Raw genomic sequence first — 22,475 nt, forward strand, 5'->3', positions numbered from 1 at the left:
GAACCACCCCTTCCCATCCCGAACAGGACCGTGAAACGACTTTGCGCCGATGATAGTGCGGACTACCCGTGTGAAAGTAGGTCATCGCCAGGCTCTTATACCCAAAACCCCCAGCCCCAAAAGGCTGGGGGTTTTGCTTTTGCGGCGACGATTTTGTTCACGCCGCCAAGTCCTCGTCATTTCCGCATCGTATCGCTGTTGTTTTCAGGGTACCGGAGTATTCCTCCGCGGATTTCGATCTGATATGTTCCCTACAAGCGCCGGGTCTAGGCGCGATGCAGCGACGAGAAATTGGGTTTAGGGGGTTACATGGCGGCCACGAAGTTATGGCCCGCGCTTGCCAGCATGGCAGGCGTGTTGTTGTTGGCGGGATGTGCATCGAGCGGGGGAAGTCCTCCCATCGAACCGACGAAAATGGTCCCAGTGGCCGAAGTGGATTGCAAGACGTTCGCGGCGAAAGCCGGCATGAAGTCGGCTGTTCACGTCGATGCACTGGAGGCGGCGAATATCGCATCCGTACTGACCACGCAGCGGAATGCCGATGCTGAGGCCGGCGGCGACCCCGAAGTGGAGGGCGAAACCAGTACTGCCGCACCTGTGGCGCTACCTGAGCTTCCCCCATTTTCAGCGTCCGCGTCGCTCGCGAATCTTCCTGCGGGCTGGCAGCCCTGGACCATCAACCGCAACAAGACTCCCACGCGTTATACGCTGACCGAAATGGATCAGCGTCTGGTGCTACATGCTCAGGCCGACAGCTCCGCATCCGGACTCTACGTGCCGCTGACACAGCGCGACCCTGGCATGCTCCGCTGGATGTGGAAGACCCGGGACGTCATCCGTAGCGCCGACAACGCGATGGGCCAGCGGGAAGACGCGCCGCTGCGCATCTTCGTCGCCTTCGATGGCGACATGGCCAAACTGCCACTGCGGGACCAACTCATGTACGAGATGGCCCGCATCACTACCGGCCGTGAGATGCCGTACGCCACGCTGATGTACATCTGGGGCGGTCGACGTCCCGCGGGCGCCGTGTTGAACAACCCCCATACCGATCGCGTCCGCATGATCGTGGTCGATTCCGGCACGCGCCATGCCAACAGCTGGCGTTGCCATGAGCGGGATCTGCGCGCCGACTACCGCAAGGCGTTTGGGACCGATCCTGGCAAGGTTATCGCCGTAGGGCTGATGACTGATACGGACAATACCAAGAGCCGCGCCGAGTCCTGGTACGGCGATATTGTCCTCGATTGACCCGGGACTAGTTCTGGTCGAGTGAACACGCGGCGGCCTGGCTTGGCGCCGTGTCCTCGAGCGCGAGCAAGGCGAACGTCGCCAGCCAATGGGTGGCGACATAGTGGCCGCCCACCGCCTGCGGGAGCGACGCTTCCAGGTGATCGGACCACGCCCGCACCGCCAGCGGCTGGAGCGTCGGGGGCAGGGCGGGGCCCAGCAGCCGCCAACACCATGCACGGGACAGGTTCAGGCCGTCCAGGTGCGACATCTTCGGGTCCGTACGATCCGCCACCGTCACCGGCGTCAGCCAGGTCGCCAGCTCGGCCTGCCCCGGCGAGAATATCTCCCACCAGTCGGCGAACGAGCAGTCGTCGTCGGTCACCTGCTGCATCAGAACCGCTTCGATCAATCCACCCGACAGGAACTCGTCGCCGCCCGGTTCGTAGCGGGCGGGATACCGCTGGTCGTGTCCGAACCAGCGATGTGCGCGTCGGACGATCGCCTTGCGCAGCGCCAGATGCTGCGTGCTTCGCGCAAAATGCAATGCCATCACCAGTGCGAACGCGCTGTTGAAATGGGTGCCGGTCCGTACCGGGAAATCGGCGATTTCGATGGTATCGATGAGGCGCAGCGCAAGGTGATCGGCCAGCGGCGCGCAAGCCGCGGCCCATCGCGCCGCCTGTGGGTCGCCGGCGCCCAGCAGCGTCAGTTCGGACTGGAGCCTTAGCACCCACGCCCAGCCATATGGGCGCTCGAACGTCCGCGAACCTGGACGTTCGAAGTAAGCCAGTTCCGTCGCCAACGCCTCGGGCCGCAGTTGCGCGTCGAGCGTCTGCCGGATTTGCGGCGCGATCGGCAGGCCCGGGCGCGTCGCCAGCAGTCGCACCAGCAGCCAATGCATGTGCACCGACGAATGCCAGTCGTAGCTGCCATAGAAGACCGGATGCGCCACCGCCGGCTCGGCGAGATCGCCGGCGCGTGTCATCAGGTGGTCGAGCTTGTACGGATAGGGACGGACGATGTTATCCAGCGCCACCCGGGCGAAGCCTTCCGCCGTGTTGTCGTCCAACAGCGTATGCGTCATCGCCGGTCTTTCCTATGATCGGATTCTGAAAAGCTGCCGGCCTCAGGCGGCAGCGAGCCACTTCTCCACGAGTTTCACGAAGAACGTCGAGCCCACAGGCAGCAGTTCGTCGTTGAAGTCGTAGCTGGGGTTGTGCAGCATGCACGGTCCCATGCCGTGGCCGGCCTCGCGGTGCGTGCCCTCGCCATTGCCGATGAACAGGTAGCAGCCCGGCCTTTCCAGGAGCATGAACGAGAAGTCCTCGGCGCCCATGGTCGGCTCGACGTTCCCGTCCACATGATCCGCGCCCACCACCTCGCTGGCCACGCCGACCGCGAACTCCGCCTCGGCGGCGCTATTGATCGTCGGCGGGTAGTTGCGGCGGAATTCGAACTCGATGGTGCAGTCGAACGCAGACGCCACCGCACGCGATACCTCCTCCATGCGCCGCTCGATCAGGTCCAGCACCGGCACCGTGAACGTCCGCACGGTGCCGCCGATCCATGCCTGGTCCGGCACGATGTTCGTGGCGTCGCCGGCGTGGAACTGGGTCACCGAGATCACCGCGGTGTCGATCGGCCGCTTGTTGCGCGTGATGATGCCCTGCAGCGCCGAGACGATCTGCGAGCCCGCAAAGACCGGGTCGAAACCGTTGTGCGGCATGGCCGCGTGCGCGCCCTTGCCCTTCACGACGATGCGGAATTCATTGCTCGATGCCATCAGCGGGCCGGCCGTGGTGCCGAACGAGCCCACCGGCATGCCCGGCCAGTTGTGCATGCCGAACACGGCGTCGCACGGAAAACGCTTGAACAGGCCATCCTTGATCATCTCGCGCGCGCCGCCGCCGCCTTCCTCGGCCGGCTGGAAGATCAGGTTCACGGTGCCGTCGAAATTGCGGTGCTCGGCCAGGTAACGCGCCGCGCCTAGCAGCATCGCCGTGTGGCCGTCATGGCCGCAGGCGTGCATCTTGCCGTCGTGTTGCGAGCGATGGCCGAAGGTATTGGCTTCCTGCAGCGGCAGCGCGTCCATGTCGGCGCGCAGGCCGATCGAGCGGCCGCTGCTGCCGTTGCGGATCACGCCGACGAGCCCCGTCGTGCCAAGCCCGCGATGGACCTCGATGCCCCACGATTCCAAGCTTCTTGCGACCAGATCGGCGGTGCGCTGTTCTTCGAAGCAGAGTTCGGGATGGGCGTGGATGTCGCGGCGGAGGGTGCGGATTTCGGCTTGCGCCTGGAGGATTTCTGGGATGAGCTTCATGGTGCCGTACCGGGCAGTGGGATACCCCGATCATACCTGTCCGCCCGCAAAGCGCCAAAGACGCCCCTCGGCGCCCCGACTTGGCGCAGTGCAGCACGGCATCTCCCGTCGCCCCGCACCCCCCGCCGGGTGGGTTTCCCCGCATGGCGCAGCCGTTCCACTGCTGGAACAGTTCATGCTTGAAGTGCCTGGCCGGTCGCGCCGGGTCCGCGATGCAGAATGGACCGCACCAAAATGCGGCGATTTCTTATTGCGCCGGCGACGACTGCTCCTTATTGTCATTTCAGACTTCCCACAGGGAGAAACGCGCGATGTCCCTTCGCACTGTCAACAAGGTCAAGATCGCCATGGGCAAGACGGTCAGCAACGCCGCCGCCGCCGTGCTGCTGGCGAGCGCCCTCGGCCTTGGCCTGGCCGCGCCCGCCCAGGCGGCCGACCTGAAGATCGCCATGAGTTCGCCGCCGACCTCGATGGATCCGCATTTCTATAACCTGTTCTCGAACATCAACGTGTCCGAACACGTGTTCGACTCGCTGGTGAAGCTCGACCCGGACAGCCGCATCATTCCGGGGCTGGCCGAGTCCTGGAAGCTCGTGAACAACCTCACGTGGGAATTCAAGATCCGCAAGGGCGTGAAGTGGCACGACGGCACCGAACTGACCACCGAGGACGTGGTCTGGTCGCTCGACCGCCCCGCCACGATCCTGAACAGCCCGGGCAAGTTCGACGTCTATACCAAGGCGATCATCAACAAGAAGGTGATCGACAAGTACACGATCCAGCTGACCACCAACCAGCCGTATCCGTTGATGCTGAACGACCTGACGTCGATCTTCATGGTGCAGAAGAAGGCCACGCAGGGCCTGACGTCCGACGACTTCGCGCAGGGCAAGGGCATGGTCGGCACCGGGCCGTTCAAGTTCGTGAGCTACGCCCGCGACGACCGCGTCGAACTGGTCAAGAACCCGGACTACTGGGGCCCGAAGCCGGCCTGGGACAAGGTCACGCTGCGCTTCATCCCGAACCCGGCCACGCGCCTCGCCGCGCTGCTGTCCGGGGACGTCCAGGCCATCGAGAACGTGCCCACCCCGGACCTGCCCAAGGTGCGCCAGGACCCGAAGCTGTCGTTCTTCAGCAAGATCTCGCACCGCGTGATCTACCTGTATTTCGATGCCAAGCGCGACAAGTCGCCGTACGTCACCACCAAGGACGGCCAGCCGATGGATAAGAATCCGCTCAAGGATGCGCGCGTGCGGAACGCCATCAGCATGGCCATCAACCGGCAGGGCATCAAGGACCGGCTGATGGAAGGGCTGTCCGAGCCGACCAACAACCTCGTGCCGCCGACGCTGTTTGGCTACAACCCGGCCCTGAAGACGGTGAAATACGATCCCGAGGGCGCCAAGAAGCTGCTCGCGGAGGCGGGCTACCCGAACGGCTTTGGCGTCACGCTGCACACGCCGAACAACCGTTACGTCAACGATGAGAAGATTGCCCAGACCATCGCCCAGAACCTGACGCGGATTGGCATTGCCACCAAGGTGGAAGGCATGCCGATGGCCACTTATTCGTCGAAGGGCATCAAGCACGAGTGGTCGTTCGGCCTGCTGGGCTGGGGCGCCCAGACCGGTGAGGTCAGCTCGCCGCTGCGTGCGCTGCTTGCCTGCGAGGACTCCAAGAAGGGCTTCGGCACGACCAACTGGGGCGAGTACTGCAATCCGAAAATGGACGTCATCCTGGAGAAGGCGCTGGCCACGGTGGATGACACCGAGCGATCCAAGCTGCTGCAGGAGGCTACCGCCATTGCCATCAACGACGGCGGCATCATCCCGATCCACCAGCAAGTGACCACGTGGGCCACGCAGAAGGGCATCACCTACGTGCCGCGTACCGACGAGCGCACTTATGCGCACAACTTCAAGCCGCAATAAGTCGGCTGGGGTCAATCGGCTGCACTAAGCTAGCAGCGGATGCCGTCGCGCAACGGTCCCTGACCTGGGGACCGTTGCCGGCGAAAGGATAGTGTCTCCAACATGCTGGTCTTCATCATCCGGCGCCTGATGCAGAGCGTGGTTGTGCTCCTCGTCATGTCGCTGCTCGTCTTTCTTGGCGTTTTTGCGATCGGCAACCCGGTCGACATCCTCATCAGTCCGCAGGCGGACCAGGAGGACATCAAGCGCACCATCGCCGCGCTCGGGCTCGACAAGCCGCTCTGGGAACAGTACTGGATCTTTCTGCAGAACGCCTTGCACGGCAACCTCGGCACGTCGTTCGCGCATGGCACGCCGGCGCTGAAGCTGATCTTCGAACGCATGCCGGCGACCATGGAACTGGCCATTACGGCCATCCTGCTGGCCATCGTTCTCGGCATTCCGCTAGGTCTCTGGGCCGGGCTCCGGCCCACCGGCGTGGCTGGCAAGTCGATCATGACGATATCGATCCTGGGCTTCTCGTTACCCACGTTCTGGGTCGGCCTGATGCTGATCATGGTGTTCGCGGTGCAGTTGGGCTGGCTGCCGTCGAATGGCCGGGGCGAGACCGTGCGGGTGCTTGGCATTCCGCTCAGTTTCCTGACCGTGGATGGCATCCGCCACCTGATCCTGCCGGCGGTCACGCTTTCGCTGCTGAACATCGCCATGGTGATCCGGCTCACGCGCGCCGGCACGCAGGAGGCCATGCTGCAGGACTACGTGAAGTTCGCGCGGGCCAAGGGCTTGTCGAACTCCCGCATCGTCGGGGTGCACGTTCTTAAGAATATTCTGATCCCGATCGTGACCGTGATCGCGCTCCAGTTCGGCTCGATCATCGCGTTCGCCATCGTGACCGAGTCGATTTTCGCCTGGCCCGGCATGGGCAAGCTCATCATCGACTCGATCCAGCTGCTGGACCGCCCGGTGATCGTGGCCTACCTGATGGTGATTGTGACGCTGTTCATCCTGATCAACCTCGTGGTGGACATCGTCTACAGCATGCTCGATCCGCGCGTGCGCATTGCTGACAACAAGGGCTGAGCCATGAGCGCGAGCACTGTACCGACCCAAACCAAGGAAACGGCCAGCCCGGCCGTGCCGGCGAAGGAGCAGACGCCGTTCCGCCGCTTCGCCCGGCAGTTCCTGGAGAGCAAGCTGGCCGTGGTGGGGCTGGTGACGCTCGGCCTCATCATCCTGATTGCGATCTTCGCGCCATGGCTGGCGCCCCAGAACCCGTACGACCTGGCCACGCTGGACGTGCTCGACGCGCGCATGGCCCCAGGCGAGCAGGCCGGCAGTGGCATGACCTTCCTGCTGGGCTCGGACGAGCAGGGGCGCGACATCCTCTCCGCCGTGATGTACGGCCTGCGCATCAGCATCGGCGTGGGCGTGCTCAGCACGGTGATCGCGCTGCTGCTGGGGGCCACGCTCGGCTTGCTGGCCGGCTTCCTGGGCGGCCGCACCGAGGCGTTCATCATGCGCGTGGCCGATCTCCAGCTGTCGTTTCCGCCGATCTTGCTGGCGCTGATCCTGCTGGCCTTCCTGCGGCCGGGCCTCGGCAACATCGTCATCGCGCTGGTGGCGGTGCAATGGGCCTACTACGCACGTACCACCCGCAGCGCGGCGCTGGTGGAGCGGCGCAAGGAGTACATCGAGGCCGCCACCTGCCTGGGCCTGCCGCCGGGGCGCATCATGTTCCGCCACCTGCTGCCGAACTGCCTGCCGCCGCTGATCGTGATCGCCGCGCTGCAGGTGGCGTCGGCCATCACGCTGGAGGCCACACTGTCGTTCCTGGGGCTTGGCGTGCCGGTCACGGAGCCGTCGCTTGGCTCGCTGATCTCGAATGGCCAGCAATACATGCTGTCCGGCAAGTACTGGATCAGCTTTTTCCCGGGCATCGCGCTGGTAGTGACCATCGTGTCGATGAACCTCGTGGCCGACCAGTTGCGCGACGTGCTGAACCCGCGCCTGCAAACGCAATGACCCCCCAGGAGCGCGCATGAGCCAACCCACCCTGGTGGTCGAACACCTGAAAACGCAGTTCTTCACGCGCGCCGGCGTGGCCAAGGCCGTGGACGACGTGTCGTTCTCGGTCAACCGCGGCGAGATCATGGGCCTGGTCGGGGAGTCCGGCTCGGGCAAGTCGATGACCGGCTACTCGATCATGGGCCTGATCGATGCGCCCGGCAAAGTGGTCGACGGCCGGATCGCGCTGACCAGCCGCGACGGTGTGACGCGCGACCTCCGCGCGCTCACCCCCGCCCAGCAGCGCGACGTGCGCGGCAACCGCATCGCGATGATTTTCCAGGACCCGATGATGACGCTGAACCCGGTCCTGCGCATCGACACGCAGATGATCGAGGCCGTGCGCGCGCACGACAACGTCAGCAAGCCGGTCGCCCGCGAGCGGGCGCGCAATGCGCTGGCCCGCGTCGGCATTCCCTCGCCGGACGAGCGCCTGACCGCCTACCCGCACCAGTTCTCGGGCGGCATGCGCCAGCGCGTGGCCATTGCCATCGCGCTGCTCAACAAGCCGGACCTGATCATTGCCGACGAGCCGACCACGGCGCTGGACGTGACCATCCAGGGCCAGATCCTCTATGAGATGCAGACGCTGTGCCGCGAATCGGGCACCGCGCTGATCTGGATCACGCACGACCTGTCCGTGGTGGCCGGGCTCGCGGACAAGGTCTGCGTGATGTACGCCGGCAAGATCGTGGAATCGGGCGATGTGCGCCAGGTGCTGGAGCATCCCGAGCACCCGTACACGCACGGGCTGATCGGTTCGGCGCCGTCACGCAACCCGCGCGGCACGCCGCTGCGGCAGATTCCGGGCATGACGCCGTCGCTGCTGAACCTGCCGGCCGGATGCTCGTTCCGCGAGCGCTGCCCCTACGCGACCGATATCTGCAAGACCGAACCGCCGCTCGGCACCTCGCCAGACGGCCGGGAACTGCGCTGCTTCCACCCGGTACTTGCCCAGCAGGAGGCCGCATGAGCCAGTCCGTGATCGATACCCCGGTGAGTGCCTCCAACATCACGCAGCCCGAGCCCGCCACGCCCCCCGCGCCGCTGCTGGAGCTGCGCGCGGTGTCCAAGCGCTTCGTCAAGACGCTCGACGTGGCGGCCAAGATCGCCAATCTCTTTGGCGCAAAGCAGCGCGTCGAGGTGGTGCATGCGGTGGATCGCGTGGACCTGGCGATCCGCGCGGGCGAGGTGGTCGGGCTGGTGGGCGAGTCCGGCTGCGGCAAGTCCACGCTGGGCCGCATGGCGGTGGGGCTCCATACGCTGACCGAGGGGGAGCGATTCTGGCGCGGCGTGGATCTGGACCGCCTGCCGCCGGACAAGCGCCGCGAGAAGCAGCTCGCCATCCAGATGATTTTCCAGGACCCGTACGCGTCCCTGAACCCCCGGCTGCGCGTGCTCGATATCGTCGGCGAGGCACCCGTGGTGCACGGCATGGTCGAGAAGGGCGCCCAGAAGACCTACGTGGAAGACATGCTCGTGCGCGTGGGCATGGACCCGACCGTGCTGCGCCGCTTTCCCCACCAGTTCTCGGGCGGGCAGCGGGCGCGCATCGGCATCGCCCGGGCGCTGGCCGTGAAGCCGGAATTCCTGGTCTGCGACGAATCGGTGGCGGCACTCGATGTCTCGATCCAGGCCCAGGTCCTGAACCTGTTCATGCGCCTGCGGGAAGAGCTGAACCTGACCTACCTGTTCATCAGCCATGACCTGGGCGTGGTCAAGCACATCAGCGACCGCGTGGTGATCATGTATCTGGGGAGGGTGGTGGAGTCGGCCCCCACCGAAGACGTGTTCGCGGCGCCGAACCACCCGTACACGCAGGCGCTGCTGGCCGAGGCGCCCAAGCTGGAGGTGGGCAAGAAGACCTATGTGGCGATCCGGGGCGAGATCCCGTCGCCGCTGAACCCGCCGCTGGGCTGCCACTTCCACCCGCGCTGCCCGCACGCAATGCCGCGTTGCCGGGAGGAACAGCCGATGCTGAAGGAGATTGCGCCGCTACGCTTCTCGGCGTGCCATCTGAACGATATGGCTTGAAAGGGCGGGGGGGCCTCCCGACCGGGGAGGGGCGCCCCCCCGCGCTTCAGCGAATCACCACCCCGCGCGAATTGATGATCGTCATTTCAACGAATTTCGATCCCACGTGGTTGTCGGGCGAGTACTGGACGATGAAGCCGCCCAGATCCACATTGCGCATGCTTTCCACGGCAGTGACGAACTTCTCGCGCGTGACATCGCGCCCGGTGCGGCGCAGCCCTTCCACGAATGCCTTGGCGGCGATGAAGCCTTCGATACTGGCGTAGTCGAACTCGTTCTGCTTGCCGGACGCCTGCAGCAGGCGCAGGTATTCGCGCACCACCGGCAGCGTGGCGTTGCCCGGGTGCGGCATCACCTGCGAGATGATCACGCCGCTGCCCTGCGCGCCCACTTCCTTGGCCAGCGCCTGGGTGCCGACAAAGGACACGTTGTAGAACTGGCCGCTGTAGCCGCGCCGCAGCGCTTCCTTCACGAACGCACCCACGGTGCGGTAGGCGCTGATCAGCACGATGGCATCCGGGCTGGCCTTCATGGCGCCCTGCATCGCGTCGCCGATCTCCACCGTGTTGCGGATCACCGACTCCTGGGCAACCAGCTTCACGCCGCTGTCGGCAGGGAGCGACTTGATCGCCTGCTCCACCCCGGCGATGCCGGCCTTGCCGTAGGCGTCGTCGTTGTAGACCACGGCCACGCGCTTCAGGCCCGTGGTGCGGATCTGGCGCACGATGGCGGCGGTTTCCTCGTCGTAGCCGGCGCGCACGTGGAAGACGTAGCGGCTGCGCGGGTCGCGCAGCGACTGCGCACCCGTGAACGGGGCGAAGAACGGCACGCGCGCCTGGTTGGCCAGCGGCACGGCGGCCTGGCTGGTCGGCGTGCCCACGTAGCCGAACAGCGCGAAGACACGGTCTTCCTCGATCAGCTTCCTGGTGTTCTTGACGGCCTCGTCGGGCTCGTAGGCATCGTCCAGCGCCTTGAGTTCGATCTTGCGGCCGAACACGCCGCCTTGCTGGTTGATGTAGTCGAAGTAGAGCCGTGCGCCCGAGTTCATCTGCTTGCCGAGCACCGCCGTGGAGCCGGTCAGCGCGGCGGACTGGCCGAGCAGGATGGTGTCGGCCGTGACGCCGGTCTCGCCGGCCGTGGTGTTGGCCGCGCCAGCCGCGCCGGATGCAACGACGGCGCACGCCGCCAGCAGGCCGGCAAAGCGCCGGCGCGTGACCCCAGAATGCAAAACCATGTGAATCCCCGTCAAAAAATCCAAAGTGTTCTTGTGCTTCTGTACCCCGCGGCCCCCGCCCGGTCTGTTGCCGGTGAGGGGGTTCCGGCACGGGGGCCGGACGGTCGGGCGGGTTTGCCCGGCAGCGCCGGAACATCATAATCGAATACAATCGGAGCCAAACAATTTCTCCCGGTTCGGGACCTTCCGGCGAGGCGCTTGCGCCACAGTCATGCCCGCAGACATGACGGCCGCCAGGCCCGCGCCGCCGGCAGAATCCTTTGCCCCAGGCCCCAAGGCCACCCAGCCGCCCCACGTCCCGACATCACCATGGCCACCCGAATCGTCCGCGCCGCCTGCCCCCACGATTGCCCCGACACCTGTGCGCTGCTCGTCACCGTCGAGGACGGCCGCGCCATCAAGGTGGCCGGTGACCCCGACCACCCGGCCACCCAGGGCGTGCTGTGCACCAAGGTGTCCCGCTATACGGAACGCACCTACCACCCTGACCGGCTGCTGACGCCGCTGCGCCGCGTCGGCAAGAAGGGGGAGGGCAAGTTTGAGCCGATTTCCTGGGACGAGGCGCTCGACGAGGTGGCCCGCCGCCTCGGCGCCATCGCCGCGCGCGACCCACAGGCCATCATCCCGTACAGCTACGCCGGCACCATGGGGCTGGTGCAGGGCGAAAGCATGGCCGCGCGCTTTTTCCACAAGCTCGGGGCCTCGCTGCTGGACCGGACGATCTGCGCCAGCGCGGGCGCCACGGCGCTGCGCTATACCTATGGCGCCAGCGTGGGCATGGACATGGAATATGTGGCCGATGCCAAGCTGGTCATCATCTGGGGCGGCAACCCGATCGCCTCGAACCTCCATTTCTGGACCCGCGCCCAGGAAGCCAAGCGCCGCGGCGCGACGCTGGTCGCCATCGACCCGTACCGCTCGCTGACGGCCGAGAAGTGCCACCGCCACATCGCGCCGATGCCCGGCACCGACGGCGCGCTGGCGCTGGCGATCATGCACGTGCTGATCCGCGACGACCTGCTCGACCACGACTACATCGAACGGCACACGGTCGGCTTCGCCGCGCTGCGCGAGCGGGCGATGGAATTCCCGCCGGCCCGTGCCGCCGAGATCTGCGGCGTGCCGGTGGAAGACATCGAATGGATTGCCGGCCTCTACGGCCAGCTGGCGGTGCGTGAGCGCCAGCCGGTGGCCATCCGCCTGAACTACGGCATGCAGCGCGCCCACGGCGGCGGCCAGGCCGTGCGCGCGGTGGCGAGCCTGCCGTCGCTGGTCGGCGCCTGGCGCCACCCGGCGGGCGGCTTGCAGCTGTCGACCTCGGGCTTCTTCCCGATCGACAACGCCGCGCTCCAGCGGCCAGACCTGCTGCCGAACTGGCCGCAGGTGCCGCGCACCGTGAACATGAGCACGATCGGCGATGCGCTGCTCGACCACGGCACCGGCGACCAGGGCCCGAAGATCGAAGCCGTGGTGGTTTACAACAGCAACCCGGTGGCCGTGGCGCCGGAGTCGGCCAAGGTAGCCGCCGGCTTCGCGCGCGAGGATCTGTTTACCGTGGTGCTGGAGCACTTCCGCACCGATACGGCGGACTACGCCGATATCGTGCTGCCGGCCACGACCCAGCTCGAGCATGTGGACGTCCACAAGGCCTACGGCCACACCTACTTCCTGGCCAACAACCAGGCCGTGGAGCCGATGGGCCAGGCGCTGCCGAATACCGAGATATTCCGCCGGCTGGCCGCGCGCATGGGCTTTACCGAGCCGTGTTTTGCCGACAGCGACGAGGCCATCGCCGCGCAGGCCATCCTGCGCCAGGACAAGCGGGCCGAGGGCATCAGCTGGGATTCGCTGCGCGAGCAGGGCTGGCAGAAGCTGAACCTGCCGGCGGCGCCGTTCGCCGAGGGCGGCTTCCCCACCGCATCGGGCAAATGCGAGTTTTACTCCGAGGCGATGGCCCGCGACGGTCTCGATCCGGTGCCGGCCTATGTCCCGCCTTACGAGGCGCCGGCTTCGGCGCCCGAGCTGGCCGCCCGCTATCCGCTGGCGATGATCTCGCCGCCGGCTCGCAATTTCCTCAATAGCTCCTTCGTCAACGTGGACAGCCTGCGCGCCACGGAGGGCGAGCCGCACCTGGACATCCATCCGCTGGACGCCGCCGCGCGCGGCATCGTCCACGGCACCATGGTCCGCGCCTTCAACGACCGCGGCAGCATGCTCGCCCGTGCCCGCGTGACGGACCGCGCGCGGCAGGGCCTGGTGGTGGGTTTGTCGATCTGGTGGAAGAAGCTGGCCTCCGATGGCAAGAACGCCAACGAACTGACCAGCCAGCGCCTGACCGACCTGGGCCGCGCGCCGGTGTTCTACGACTGCCTGGTCGAGGTGGCGCCCGCGCCGGCCGAGGAGGCCGTGGCGTCATGACGCGCTGGCCGGCCCGCTGGCGCGTGGCGGGCACCCTGGTGGTGCTGGCCGTCGCGGCGCTGGCGGCCGGCTGCGACACGCTCGGCTATTACTATCAGTCGGTCGGCGGCCATCTCGGCGTAATGGCCCGCGCCGAGTCGCTCGACGACGCCATCGACGCCGCCCGCAACGCCAACGACACCCGGCTGGCCCAGCGGCTCACGCTGGCACGGCAGATGCGCGACTACGCCTCGCGCGAGCTGAAGCTGCCGGACAACGGCAGTTATCGCCGCTACGCCAACCTGCATCGGCCCTATGTGGTGTGGAGCGTGTTCGCCACGCCGGAACTGTCGATGGAGCTGCGCAAGTGGTGCTTCCCGATCGTCGGCTGCATCGCGTATCGCGGTTATTACGATCCCCAGGACGCCGAGCACTACGCGAAGGATCTGCGCCGGGAGGGCTTCGAGACCTACGTGGCCGGCATCCCGGCCTATTCGACGCTCGGTTATTTCGACGATCCGCTACTCAACACCTTCGTCTACCAGCCCGAGGGCGAACTGGCCCGGCTGATCTTCCACGAACTGGCCCATCAGGTGGTCTACGTGCGCAACGACACCGCGTTCAACGAGTCGTTCGCCACCGCCGTGGAGACGGCCGGGGTGGAGCAATGGCTGGCGCAGGCCGCCTCGGCGGACGCCCGCGCCAGCTACCAGATCTACGACAGCCGCCGGCGCGACTTCCGCGCCATGCTGCTGCACACGCGCGACAAGCTCGTGGCGCTGTACCGCGCCCCGCTGGACGAGGAGGCCAAACGCCAGGGCAAGGCGCGGATCTTCACCGAACTGCGCGAAGACTACGCGCAGAAGCGCGCCGCGTGGGGCAACTACAGCGGCTACGACCGCTGGTTCGACCAGCCGCTGACCAATGCCCACCTGGCCGCCGTGGCCACCTACCAGCAATGGGTGCCCGCCTTCACCGCGCTGCTGGCCAGGTCGGACGGCGACTGGACCCGTTTCTACGCCGAGGCGCGCCGCCTGGGCGACCTCCCGCCGGCCGAGCGCGACGCCGCGCTGCGCCGGCTGGCGCCGCCGGCCACCGAGGTCACGCCACCGTCGCCGCCGCAGCCTCCGCCGCCCAAGCCCCTGTCGGCACAATCCCCAGACAAGGGCGATACCGGGCGGTAGAACCCGCCGCCTTCCCGCCCAATCCGTCAAGCCGCGTGTTTCCCGATGGTGGAGCGCGCGCCGCATGAGAAAATTGCCCTATGCCACCCCCCTCCAGGAAAACCGGCGCCGTGCCGCGCGCCGATGAAGCCGCCACGCTGGCCGACGACGGTCCGGCGCGCTCGCACGTTGCCGAGCGGCAGGAAGCGCGCCGCCGCCAGATCCTGGATGCCGCCGCCCAGCTCTTCTACACCAAGGGCTACCCCGGCATGACCATGAACGACCTGTGCCGGGCGCTCGGGGTGACCAAGCCGGCGGTCTATTACTACTTCGCTGACAAGTACGAGATCTTCGACATCCTGTGCCGCGAGTCGGCCCAGACCTGCCTGCCGGTGATCCGCGAGACAGCCGACCCGGCACTGCCCGTGCGCGAGCGCCTGCACGCCTGCCTGCTGGAGATGGCACGGCGCTGCGTGCGCTGCCACGTGGCGGCGGCGCTGAGTTTCCGCGACAACCAGTACCTGAGGCCGGACACCGTGGCGTGGCTCAACACCATGGCGCGCGATTTCTACCGCGACCTCTACGGCCTGCTCGAGGAAGGGCGCGCCACCGGCGTGTTCGCGTTCGGGGATGCCCGCGTGACCGCGCATTCCATGGGCGGCGTGATCGGCTTCATGTACACCTGGCACGAGCCCGGGCGCATGGACGAGGAAACCCTCGCCCAGGAGCTGGCGTCCAACATGATGAAGCTGGTACAGCCGAGCTGAGGGCGAGCCGAAGCCAGCAGCGTCGCTGGGTTTCAGGGCGCTAGGGGTATTCCCTCGCGACTCGCGCCGAGTGGCGCATAATTCACGATTTCACGATTCCGGTGGGTGGAGGACTTCGTCTAACGTGTTGTCTGGCGGGGCGTGCACGTTTAGCATTCCCAAAAAATCGAACGACCATTCAGAAATTCAGGAGACGGTATGGAAAAGCTGTGGCTGAAACATTATCCGGCGGGCGTACCGGCAGAGATCGACGCCAGTCAGTTCCGTTCGCTGGCCCAGTTGCTCGAGGAATCGTTCCGTACCTACGCCGACCGTCGCGCCTTCATCTGCATGGACCGCGCCATTACCTATGGCGAGCTGGACCAGCTGTCCAGGCATTTCGCGGCCTGGCTCCAGTCGCGCGGCCTGCGCCCCGGCGCACGCGTGGCCATCATGATGCCGAACGTGCTCCAGTACCCGGTGGTGCTGGCCGCCGTGCTGCGCGCCGGCTACGTGGTGGTCAACGTCAACCCGCTCTACACGCCGCGTGAACTGGAGCACCAGTTGAAGGACAGCGGCGCCGAGGCCATCGTCATCCTCGAGAACTTTGCCGCCACGCTCCAGGCCGTGCTGCCGGCCACGCCGGTGAAGCACGTGGTGGTGGCGAGCATGGGCGACATGCTCGGCACCGTGAAGGGCGCCGTGGTCAATTTCGTCGTGCGCAACGTCAAGAAGATGGTGCCGGCCTGGGAGCTGCCGCACTGCGTGCGCTTCAACGACGTGCTGGCCGAAGGCGCCAGGATGACGCTGAAGCCGGTGGACACCGGCCCGGACGACATCGCCTTCCTGCAATACACGGGCGGCACCACGGGGATCTCGAAGGGCGCCACGCTGCTGCACCGGAACATTGTGTCGAACGTGTTGCAATCCGAAGCCTGGATGCAGCCGGCGCTGGCCAAGGGTGCGCCGATCGACCAGGTCATCACGATCACCGCGCTGCCGCTGTATCACATCTTCGCGCTGACGGTCTGCTGCCTGCTGGGCATGCGCAGCGGCGGGCTGAGCATCCTGATTCCGAACCCGCGCGACATCCCGGGCTTCGTCAAGGAACTCCAGAAGTACAAGTTCAACATGTTCCCGGCGGTGAACACGCTCTACAACGCGCTGCTGAACCATCCGGACATCGGCAAGGTCGATTTCTCGGGCCTGCGCGTGGCCAACGGTGGCGGCATGGCGGTGCAGGAGGCGGTGGCCAAGAACTGGCTGGCCAGGACCGGCTGCCCGGTCATCGAGGGCTACGGGCTGTCCGAGACCTCGCCGTCGGCCACCTGCAACCCCACGGACACGGACACCTTCTCGGGCACCATCGGCCTGCCGCTGCCTTCCACCGAGGTGTCGATCCGCGACGACGACGGCAACGAACTGCCGCTCGGCCAGCCGGGCGAGATCTGCCTGCGCGGTCCGCAGGTGATGGCCGGCTACTGGAATCGCCCGGACGAGACGGCCAAGGTCATGACGCCGGACGGCTTCTTCAAGACCGGCGACATCGGCATCATGGACGAGCGCGGCTACACCAAGATCGTCGATCGCAAGAAGGACATGATCCTGGTGTCGGGCTTCAACGTGTATCCGAACGAGGTGGAAGGCGTGGTCGCGGAGTGCCCGGGCGTGCTGGAAGTGGCTGCTGTCGGGGTGCCGGACCAGCATTCGGGCGAGGTGGTGAAGCTGTTCGTGGTGAAGAAGGACCCGGCGCTGTCCGAGGCCGATGTCATCGCGTTCTGCAAGGAACGGCTCACCGGCTACAAGCGGCCGAAGTACGTCGAGTTCCGCACCGAGCTGCCCAAGACCAACGTCGGCAAGATCCTGCGCCGCGAACTGCGCGACAGCCGCAAGGCGGCGTAATCCGCTTCGATCAGCCGGGCGCCCTCAGCACTCGCTCGAGGGCGCGATCAGCGGCTGGGGCGCGCCGTCCGGATAGATCACCCGGGCGCAGGCGCCAGGCTCCAGGCCGGCCAGCGCCGGCGCGTTGACGTTCACCACGGTACCGTCCGCGGCCTGCACCTTGTACAGGAACAGGTCGATCTGCTGCGGCGGCCGGCGGTTGAACAGCTGCGTCAGGTCGATCGAAAATCCCAGTCCCACGGCGCCGCCGCCATGCCCGCCTCCGCCGCCGACACCGGCGGCTCCCACACCCACGCCATAGCCGGGGTAGCCGCCCCCATCGGGCACCTCCACACGGGTCAGGTACGTTCTCTCGATCACGCGGCCCAGCTTGATCGTGGCATTTATCGGCGTCACCTGCGGCGCCACCTGCGGGGCGGCTGGTGACGTCGGGGCGCAGCCGGACAAGGCTGCCGCCACGGCGGCCGTGGCAAGGGTCAGGATCGGGCGGAACAGGGTTTTCATGGCATCTCAGCCGGTAAGGCTGGTTTTGAGCCGGCCCAGCAGGCGGAACAGCGCGCGGCGGTCCGTCTCGGCCAGTCCGGAAAACAGTTGTTCCACCCAGGCCTCGTGCGCGCGGGCCATGCGCGAGAACGCCTCGCGGCCGGCAGGGGTCAGGCGGATCAGGTAGGCGCGGCGGTCCGTGGGCAGCGCCTCGCGCGTGACCAGGCCCTCCTGCTGGAGCTGGTCGGTGATGCCGGTGACGTTGCCGCCGGTCACCATCATCCGGCGGGACAACTCGCCCATCTTGAGGCCCTCGGGGTGGCGGTCGAGCTGGGACATCAGGTCGAAGCGCGGCAGCGTGACCGCGAACTCCTGGCGCAGCCGCGAGCGGATGTCGCCCTCCACGAGGTTGGTGCAGGTCAACAGGCGCAGCCAGAGGCGCAAGGCCTCGTGGCTGGTCTCGCCGACGCGGGTCTCGAGGTCTACCGGCGCAAGGTCGGCGCTCGGGGGCGCTGCGTGGGCTGTGGGCGAAGTGGGCATTGCGATACCAGGACAGGCAAAACGTTTGACGCCTCAAGTATATGCGCTGGCCCGGTGCAATGCCCCGGAGATCGACGCCCTTTGTCGACGTCCTCTGTCGGCGTCCTTAATCGACGTACTTAATCGACGTACTTAATCGACCTTGGCGCCCGAGTCCTTCACCACCTTGGCCCATTTGGTCGTTTCGGCCCGGATGAACGCGGCGAACTGCTCGGGCGTGTTGCCGACCGGATCGGCGCCCTGGGCCAGCATGCGCTCCCGCACGGCCGGCGTGGCCAGGCTCTTGGCCACTTCCTGCTGGATGCGGTGGACGATGTCGCCTGGCGTGCCAGCCGGCGCCAGCAGGCCGAACCACGAGCTGGCCTCGAAGTTCGGCAGCTTGGCCGCCGCCGCCACGGTCGGCAGGTCGGGCAGGGCCGGCGACGGCTTGGCGCTGGTCACCGCCAGTGCCTTGAGCTTGCCGCTCTTGATGAGCTGCATCGACGAGGGCAGGTTGTCGAACATCAGCTGCATGGTGCCGCCGGACAGGTCGGTCAGCGCCGGGCCGCTGCCACGGTACGGGAAGTGGACCATGAAGGTCTTGGTCTGGGTCTTGAACAGCTCACCGGCCAGGTGGATGGACGTGCCGTTGCCGCTGGACGCCATGTTCAGCTTGCCCGGATTGGCGCGCGCGTAGGCGATCAGGTCATTCACGCTGTTGATCTTGTTCTGCTGCGCGAAGGCCGGGTTCACCACCAGCACGTTCGGCACCGACGCCACCTCGGTGATCGGCACGAAATCCTTGATCGGATCGAACGGGAGCTTGGCGTAGAGCGACTGGTTGATGCCGTGCGTGCCGACGGTGCCCATCAGCAGGGTGTAGCCGTCCGGGGCGGACTTGGCGACGATGTCCGTGCCGATATTGCCGCCCGCGCCGGGTTTGTTGTCGACCACCACGTTCCAGCCGGGCAGCTTGGACAGCTCGGCGGCCACGGCCCGCGCGAGGATGTCGGTGGTGCCGCCGGCCGGGAAGGGCACCACGAGGCGGATCGGCTTGTTCGGGTACGGATCGGCGGCAAACGCGGTGGACGCGGGCAGGGCGAGGGAAGCCAGGGCGGCGGACAGCAGCAGCGCAAGGGCGTGCCGGCGGGGGTGGTGCATGAGGGTCTCCTGTTGGCGGCCGGCTGTCTGGTCTTCCGGTCTCGGGGCCATTCTAGTCTCGCCAGCGCCACTTCGCGGATGAGGTGAAGCCCTTACCGGCCATGCCACAGTCATGCCACGGTCATGCCACGGTCATGCCACGGTCATGACACCGAAACGAAAAAAGGCGCCCGCAGGCGCCTTTCCTCCCCAACCTGCCTCAGGTCAGAACTTGTGGCGGATACCGAGTGCCACGCCGATCTGGCTGTTCTTGCCCTGTTGCATGAAGTAGCCGTTGGCGAAGCTCACGGCCGAGGTGTCGAAATTCAGGCCCGAGTTCTTGGCGTAGCCGGCCGTCAGGTAGACGTCGGTGCGCTTCGAGAAGTTGTAGTCGGCGATGAAGCTGACCTGCCACGGGTTGGCCGGGTTGTCAGCGACGAAGGCGTTGGAAGCGCGCAGCGTCTTCAGGTCGTCATAGTAGTACGCCAGCGTCAGGCCCAGCGGCGCGGTGACCTGGTAGTTCAGGCCGGCCCAGTAATAGTTGTCGCGCTGGAGCGTGTTGCCGCCGTTGTCCTCGATCATGCCGTAGCGGTAGCCCAGCATCGCCTTGAACGGACCGAATGTGTAGCTGCCGGCGCCGCCGACTTTGCGCGACTTGCCCGGCGAGCCGATCGTGGTGGTCGGACGCCATTCGTCATAGGCCACCGTCAGGCCGAACGGGCCGGAGAGGTACAGCAGGCCGGCGCCGCCGCCCGCATTGTTGTTGAAGTTGCCGGCGGCTTCGCCAGCGCCCGCGTTGGCCAGCGGCACGGGGCCGATGGCGCCCACGCCGGTGCCGAAGCTCCAGTGCGCCTCGGCCGTGACCGGGCCGAGCACGGCGGTGTATTTGACCGTGTTGTCCGAACGGAAGTTGGTACCCAGCTGGGCCACCACCGGTTCGTAGATCGTGGCGTAGCCGGTCGGCGAGAAGTTCGCGAACATATCGAACATCGTCGTGTACTGGCGGCCGAAGGTCAGGCGGCCGAGCTTGTCGCTCTGCATGCCCACGTAGGCCTGACGACCGAACAGGCGGCCGCCTTGCTGCGAGCGGCCATCGTCGAGGCCAAAACCGGATTCCAGCACGAACAGCGCCTTCAGGCCGCCACCGAGGTCTTCGGTACCGCGCAGGCCCCAACGCGAGCCGGACAGGCCGCCGCCGGTCTGCAGGCCGACGCGGCTGCCGCCACCGGCCAGCGAAGGCGGGCGGCCATTCGGGCCCCACGTCGCCGGATTGGTGTTGAAGCCCGGTGCCAGGTGGTTGTTATATTCGATCGGCACGTCCACGACGCCGTACAGCGTCACGCTCGTCTGGGCGTTTGCCGCGCTGGCAAACGCGCCCATCGCGGCAAGCGCGATTAGCGACTTTTTCATGCTGGGTTATCTCCACTTAAGAATTATTAGATGAAGCGCCGAAGAACCTCCTGAGCCCTCTCTCCACTCTTCTGCGCTTAACTTCCATGGAAGCTGTCGGTCACTCTAGCAAAAGCGCGCATTTTGTTGACCCTGAGGTAAACGTCTTGTCTTGTTTTCACAACTCAGGGTTTCTGGGTACGGAAATCCAGTCCAGGCGTAGCGTTGCGGGCTGCTCGCGGCTTGCCGCCGGGGGCGTGCGGACAGGCGCCGGGTACAATGCGGGGAAATCCCGAGGCGCGGCCGGCCCCGGCCTCCCCCGTTGGTGGGGGATCGGATCGGCGGCTTGGAATGTGGCTCAAACGGGTGCTTGAAGCTTGACGCATCACTGATTGACCGAATCGATAGACATCGCAGACATGGATACGCTGATCCAAGAATTCGACGTGGCGCTGCGCGCCATCGCGGGCGCGACCCGGGCCGGCCGGCCGAACCCGGCTGACCGCCTCGCGCCGGACACGGACGAACTGAGCGCGGATGCGCGCCGGCATGTGGCCGGGCTGATGCGTATCAACCATGTCGGCGAGGTCTGCGCGCAGGCCCTGTACCAGGCGCAGAAGATCACGGCGCGCACCGCGCCGGTAAGGGCGCAGATGGATGCCGCCGCGCGCGAGGAGGAAGACCACCTCGCCTGGTGTGCCGAGCGCCTGCGTGAACTTGGCTCGCGCCCGAGCCTGCTGAACCCGGTCTGGTACGCCGGCGCGTTCGCCATCGGCTTTCTGGCCGGCCGCGCCGGTGACCGCGTGAGCCTGGGCTTCGTCGCCGAGACCGAGCGACAGGTCGAGCATCACCTGACCGGCCACCTCGACCAACTGCCGACCGCCGATGGCCGCAGCCGCGCCATTCTCGAACAGATGCGCGACGACGAAATCCGCCACGGCGATGCCGCGCGCGATGCCGGCGGCCTGCCGCTGCCCGCCCCGGTGCGTGCGCTGATGCGTGCCGCCTCGCGCGTGATGACCACCACCGCCTATCGCATCTGAATTCCGGCGGCCGACCTGACCGGCTGCCCGCCCGGCCTGTGGAAAAGTCCCGTGAGCCCTTGTGCAATCGGGGCTCGCGGCAAAACGTTGTATCCTTCGCGACAACGCGGAACGGAATTCGCCCAGCGTTGTCGGCAGTCCCTCCCTCGGCAGTTCTCAGGTGGTTTCTCTGCTTTGCTCCCTAAGATCTTCATTTCATTAAGGATTCCCTTTCGTGGTGCGTGAAGTCAACGCGCTAAGTCTTTGTTCTGATTCAAAAAACCCCGTTTTTCGCCCGATGGCGAGCCTTGACCCGCTATACCGCTTCCTCTAAAGTGGGAAATAGTGTGAGGAAGTGTATTTTTGTGTGATAAAGCGGCCCGCGTCTGCGATGATTCGAACAGACCGGACAGGATGGTTCGACCTGCCGCACGGCGCGTAAGCCGGCGGCAATCGGGGGGCATAGCTTGTTTCAGGGAGCATCTGCGCTGTCGCTCGATGCCAAGGGTCGGATGTCGATTCCGGCCAGGCACCGCGAAGCGCTGCAACAGCAGGCCGAAGGCCGGGTGACGCTGACCAAGCACCCGGATGGATGCCTGTTGCTCTTTCCCCGCCCCGAGTGGGAGACCTTCCGTAGCCGTATCGCGGCACTGCCGATGGATGCGCACTGGTGGAAGCGGATCTTCCTGGGCAACGCCGCCGACGTGGAAATGGATGGCGCGGGCCGTGTGCTGATTGCACCGGAGCTGCGCAGTGCCGCCATGCTCGACAAGGAAGTCATGCTGCTCGGTATGGGCAGCCATTTCGAAGTCTGGGACGCCGCCACCTACGCCGCCAAGGAACAGCAGGCGATGGCACAAGGCATGCCGGACGCATTGAAGAATTTCTCTTTCTGAAG

The 22,475-nt window shown here is 66.3% G+C and carries 19 protein-coding genes and 1 rRNA gene; 13 read left to right on the forward strand and 7 right to left on the reverse strand.

Features of this window, described 5'->3' with window-relative positions:
• Together rrf and AB4120_RS21895 are read left to right on the forward strand one after the other, a co-directional pair.
• Positions 1–93, forward strand: a 5S ribosomal RNA gene (gene rrf / locus AB4120_RS21890); the annotation flags it as partial.
• A 216-nt stretch (positions 94–309) separates the two neighbouring features.
• On the forward strand, positions 310–1,251 hold the full coding sequence (locus tag AB4120_RS21895) for a DUF3047 domain-containing protein (protein WP_392388478.1): 942 nt from the start codon (positions 310–312) through the stop codon (positions 1,249–1,251).
• Between the two features lie 7 nt (positions 1,252–1,258).
• Here AB4120_RS21895 and AB4120_RS21900 read toward each other — a convergent pair whose 3' ends face one another.
• A complete protein-coding gene (locus tag AB4120_RS21900) occupies positions 1,259–2,317 on the reverse strand; it encodes a DUF2891 domain-containing protein (protein ID WP_149137339.1) in 1,059 nt (352 codons plus the stop codon).
• Positions 2,318–2,359: 42 nt separating this feature from the next.
• Positions 2,360–3,553 carry a M20 aminoacylase family protein gene (locus AB4120_RS21905; protein ID WP_149137340.1) on the reverse strand — a complete coding sequence of 398 codons (1,194 nt, stop codon included), beginning with the start codon at positions 3,551–3,553 and terminating at the stop codon, positions 2,360–2,362.
• Positions 3,554–3,864: 311 nt separating this feature from the next.
• Between AB4120_RS21905 and AB4120_RS21910 the strand changes: the two genes are divergently transcribed.
• The 5 genes from AB4120_RS21910 (at position 3,865) to AB4120_RS21930 (ending at position 9,582) form a co-directional block, all read left to right on the forward strand.
• Entirely contained in the window at positions 3,865–5,484 is a 1,620-nt protein-coding gene (locus AB4120_RS21910; protein WP_392388479.1) for an ABC transporter substrate-binding protein, read from the forward strand.
• A gap of 102 nt (positions 5,485–5,586) precedes the next feature.
• Positions 5,587–6,564, forward strand: a complete 978-nt coding sequence (locus AB4120_RS21915) for an ABC transporter permease (RefSeq protein ID WP_144201213.1) — start codon at positions 5,587–5,589, stop codon at positions 6,562–6,564.
• A 3-nt stretch (positions 6,565–6,567) separates the two neighbouring features.
• The gene (locus tag AB4120_RS21920) at positions 6,568–7,506 is read left to right on the forward strand and encodes an ABC transporter permease (RefSeq protein ID WP_149137341.1); all 939 of its coding nucleotides are present in this window, start codon (positions 6,568–6,570) and stop codon (positions 7,504–7,506) included.
• Between the two features lie 16 nt (positions 7,507–7,522).
• Positions 7,523–8,521: an ABC transporter ATP-binding protein gene (locus tag AB4120_RS21925; RefSeq protein ID WP_144201217.1), complete on the forward strand. Its 999-nt coding sequence runs from the start codon at positions 7,523–7,525 to the stop codon at positions 8,519–8,521.
• Positions 8,518–9,582: an ABC transporter ATP-binding protein gene (locus AB4120_RS21930; protein WP_149137342.1), complete on the forward strand. Its 1,065-nt coding sequence runs from the start codon at positions 8,518–8,520 to the stop codon at positions 9,580–9,582. The genes AB4120_RS21925 and AB4120_RS21930 overlap by 4 nt, the downstream gene beginning before the upstream one ends.
• A gap of 46 nt (positions 9,583–9,628) precedes the next feature.
• Here the strand turns inward: AB4120_RS21930 and AB4120_RS21935 are convergent, their stop codons facing one another.
• Positions 9,629–10,816 carry an ABC transporter substrate-binding protein gene (locus AB4120_RS21935; protein ID WP_149137343.1) on the reverse strand — a complete coding sequence of 396 codons (1,188 nt, stop codon included), beginning with the start codon at positions 10,814–10,816 and terminating at the stop codon, positions 9,629–9,631.
• 309 nt (positions 10,817–11,125) lie between these two features.
• Between AB4120_RS21935 and AB4120_RS21940 the strand changes: the two genes are divergently transcribed.
• The 4 genes from AB4120_RS21940 (at position 11,126) to AB4120_RS21955 (ending at position 17,024) form a co-directional block, all read left to right on the forward strand.
• Positions 11,126–13,234, forward strand: a complete 2,109-nt coding sequence (locus tag AB4120_RS21940) for a molybdopterin-containing oxidoreductase family protein (RefSeq protein WP_149137344.1) — start codon at positions 11,126–11,128, stop codon at positions 13,232–13,234.
• Positions 13,231–14,397: an aminopeptidase gene (locus AB4120_RS21945; protein WP_149137345.1), complete on the forward strand. Its 1,167-nt coding sequence runs from the start codon at positions 13,231–13,233 to the stop codon at positions 14,395–14,397. Before AB4120_RS21940 ends, AB4120_RS21945 begins: the two co-directional genes overlap by 4 nt.
• A gap of 80 nt (positions 14,398–14,477) precedes the next feature.
• Entirely contained in the window at positions 14,478–15,143 is a 666-nt protein-coding gene (locus tag AB4120_RS21950) for a TetR/AcrR family transcriptional regulator (protein WP_149137346.1), read from the forward strand.
• A 198-nt stretch (positions 15,144–15,341) separates the two neighbouring features.
• The gene (locus AB4120_RS21955) at positions 15,342–17,024 is read left to right on the forward strand and encodes a long-chain fatty acid--CoA ligase (protein ID WP_149137347.1); all 1,683 of its coding nucleotides are present in this window, start codon (positions 15,342–15,344) and stop codon (positions 17,022–17,024) included.
• A 24-nt stretch (positions 17,025–17,048) separates the two neighbouring features.
• On the opposite strand, the gene AB4120_RS21960 is transcribed toward AB4120_RS21955, so the two are convergent.
• From AB4120_RS21960 to AB4120_RS21975, 4 genes are all read right to left on the reverse strand, one after another.
• Positions 17,049–17,528: a hypothetical protein gene (locus AB4120_RS21960; RefSeq protein WP_441642823.1), complete on the reverse strand. Its 480-nt coding sequence runs from the start codon at positions 17,526–17,528 to the stop codon at positions 17,049–17,051.
• A gap of 6 nt (positions 17,529–17,534) precedes the next feature.
• Positions 17,535–18,047 carry a MarR family winged helix-turn-helix transcriptional regulator gene (locus AB4120_RS21965; RefSeq protein WP_144201233.1) on the reverse strand — a complete coding sequence of 171 codons (513 nt, stop codon included), beginning with the start codon at positions 18,045–18,047 and terminating at the stop codon, positions 17,535–17,537.
• A gap of 132 nt (positions 18,048–18,179) precedes the next feature.
• A complete protein-coding gene (locus tag AB4120_RS21970) occupies positions 18,180–19,187 on the reverse strand; it encodes a tripartite tricarboxylate transporter substrate binding protein (protein ID WP_441642824.1) in 1,008 nt (335 codons plus the stop codon).
• Positions 19,188–19,391: 204 nt separating this feature from the next.
• Positions 19,392–20,576 carry a porin gene (locus AB4120_RS21975; protein ID WP_149137349.1) on the reverse strand — a complete coding sequence of 395 codons (1,185 nt, stop codon included), beginning with the start codon at positions 20,574–20,576 and terminating at the stop codon, positions 19,392–19,394.
• A gap of 398 nt (positions 20,577–20,974) precedes the next feature.
• Between AB4120_RS21975 and coq7 the strand changes: the two genes are divergently transcribed.
• Entirely contained in the window at positions 20,975–21,598 is a 624-nt protein-coding gene (coq7, locus tag AB4120_RS21980) for a 2-polyprenyl-3-methyl-6-methoxy-1,4-benzoquinone monooxygenase (protein ID WP_149137350.1), read from the forward strand.
• Between the two features lie 446 nt (positions 21,599–22,044).
• A complete protein-coding gene (mraZ, locus tag AB4120_RS21985; RefSeq protein WP_144201239.1) occupies positions 22,045–22,473 on the forward strand; it encodes a division/cell wall cluster transcriptional repressor MraZ in 429 nt (142 codons plus the stop codon).
• Positions 22,474–22,475: the final 2 nt, after the last annotated feature.

Origin of the sequence: Cupriavidus sp. 2KB_3 (assembly GCF_052115685.1) — a bacterium.
In the GTDB taxonomy this organism is placed as follows: domain Bacteria; phylum Pseudomonadota; class Gammaproteobacteria; order Burkholderiales; family Burkholderiaceae; genus Cupriavidus; species Cupriavidus campinensis.

What these genes read in the sequence shown, in the direction of transcription:
- AB4120_RS21955 (WP_149137347.1), top strand. Translation starts at nt 15,342, where the DNA reads ATGGAAAAGCTGTGGCTGAAACATTATCCGGCGGGCGTACCGGCAGAG.
- AB4120_RS21970 (WP_441642824.1), bottom strand. Translation starts at nt 19,187, where the DNA reads ATGCACCACCCCCGCCGGCACGCCCTTGCGCTGCTGCTGTCCGCCGCC.
- AB4120_RS21965 (WP_144201233.1), bottom strand. Translation starts at nt 18,047, where the DNA reads ATGCCCACTTCGCCCACAGCCCACGCAGCGCCCCCGAGCGCCGACCTT.
- AB4120_RS21950 (WP_149137346.1), top strand. Translation starts at nt 14,478, where the DNA reads ATGCCACCCCCCTCCAGGAAAACCGGCGCCGTGCCGCGCGCCGATGAA.
- AB4120_RS21960 (WP_441642823.1), bottom strand. Translation starts at nt 17,528, where the DNA reads ATGAAAACCCTGTTCCGCCCGATCCTGACCCTTGCCACGGCCGCCGTG.
- AB4120_RS21915 (WP_144201213.1), top strand. Translation starts at nt 5,587, where the DNA reads ATGCTGGTCTTCATCATCCGGCGCCTGATGCAGAGCGTGGTTGTGCTC.
- AB4120_RS21905 (WP_149137340.1), bottom strand. Translation starts at nt 3,553, where the DNA reads ATGAAGCTCATCCCAGAAATCCTCCAGGCGCAAGCCGAAATCCGCACC.
- AB4120_RS21935 (WP_149137343.1), bottom strand. Translation starts at nt 10,816, where the DNA reads ATGGTTTTGCATTCTGGGGTCACGCGCCGGCGCTTTGCCGGCCTGCTG.
- AB4120_RS21910 (WP_392388479.1), top strand. Translation starts at nt 3,865, where the DNA reads ATGTCCCTTCGCACTGTCAACAAGGTCAAGATCGCCATGGGCAAGACG.
- coq7 (WP_149137350.1), top strand. Translation starts at nt 20,975, where the DNA reads ATGGATACGCTGATCCAAGAATTCGACGTGGCGCTGCGCGCCATCGCG.
- AB4120_RS21925 (WP_144201217.1), top strand. Translation starts at nt 7,523, where the DNA reads ATGAGCCAACCCACCCTGGTGGTCGAACACCTGAAAACGCAGTTCTTC.
- AB4120_RS21900 (WP_149137339.1), bottom strand. Translation starts at nt 2,317, where the DNA reads ATGACGCATACGCTGTTGGACGACAACACGGCGGAAGGCTTCGCCCGG.
- AB4120_RS21940 (WP_149137344.1), top strand. Translation starts at nt 11,126, where the DNA reads ATGGCCACCCGAATCGTCCGCGCCGCCTGCCCCCACGATTGCCCCGAC.
- AB4120_RS21895 (WP_392388478.1), top strand. Translation starts at nt 310, where the DNA reads ATGGCGGCCACGAAGTTATGGCCCGCGCTTGCCAGCATGGCAGGCGTG.
- AB4120_RS21920 (WP_149137341.1), top strand. Translation starts at nt 6,568, where the DNA reads ATGAGCGCGAGCACTGTACCGACCCAAACCAAGGAAACGGCCAGCCCG.
- AB4120_RS21945 (WP_149137345.1), top strand. Translation starts at nt 13,231, where the DNA reads ATGACGCGCTGGCCGGCCCGCTGGCGCGTGGCGGGCACCCTGGTGGTG.
- AB4120_RS21930 (WP_149137342.1), top strand. Translation starts at nt 8,518, where the DNA reads ATGAGCCAGTCCGTGATCGATACCCCGGTGAGTGCCTCCAACATCACG.
- AB4120_RS21975 (WP_149137349.1), bottom strand. Translation starts at nt 20,576, where the DNA reads ATGAAAAAGTCGCTAATCGCGCTTGCCGCGATGGGCGCGTTTGCCAGC.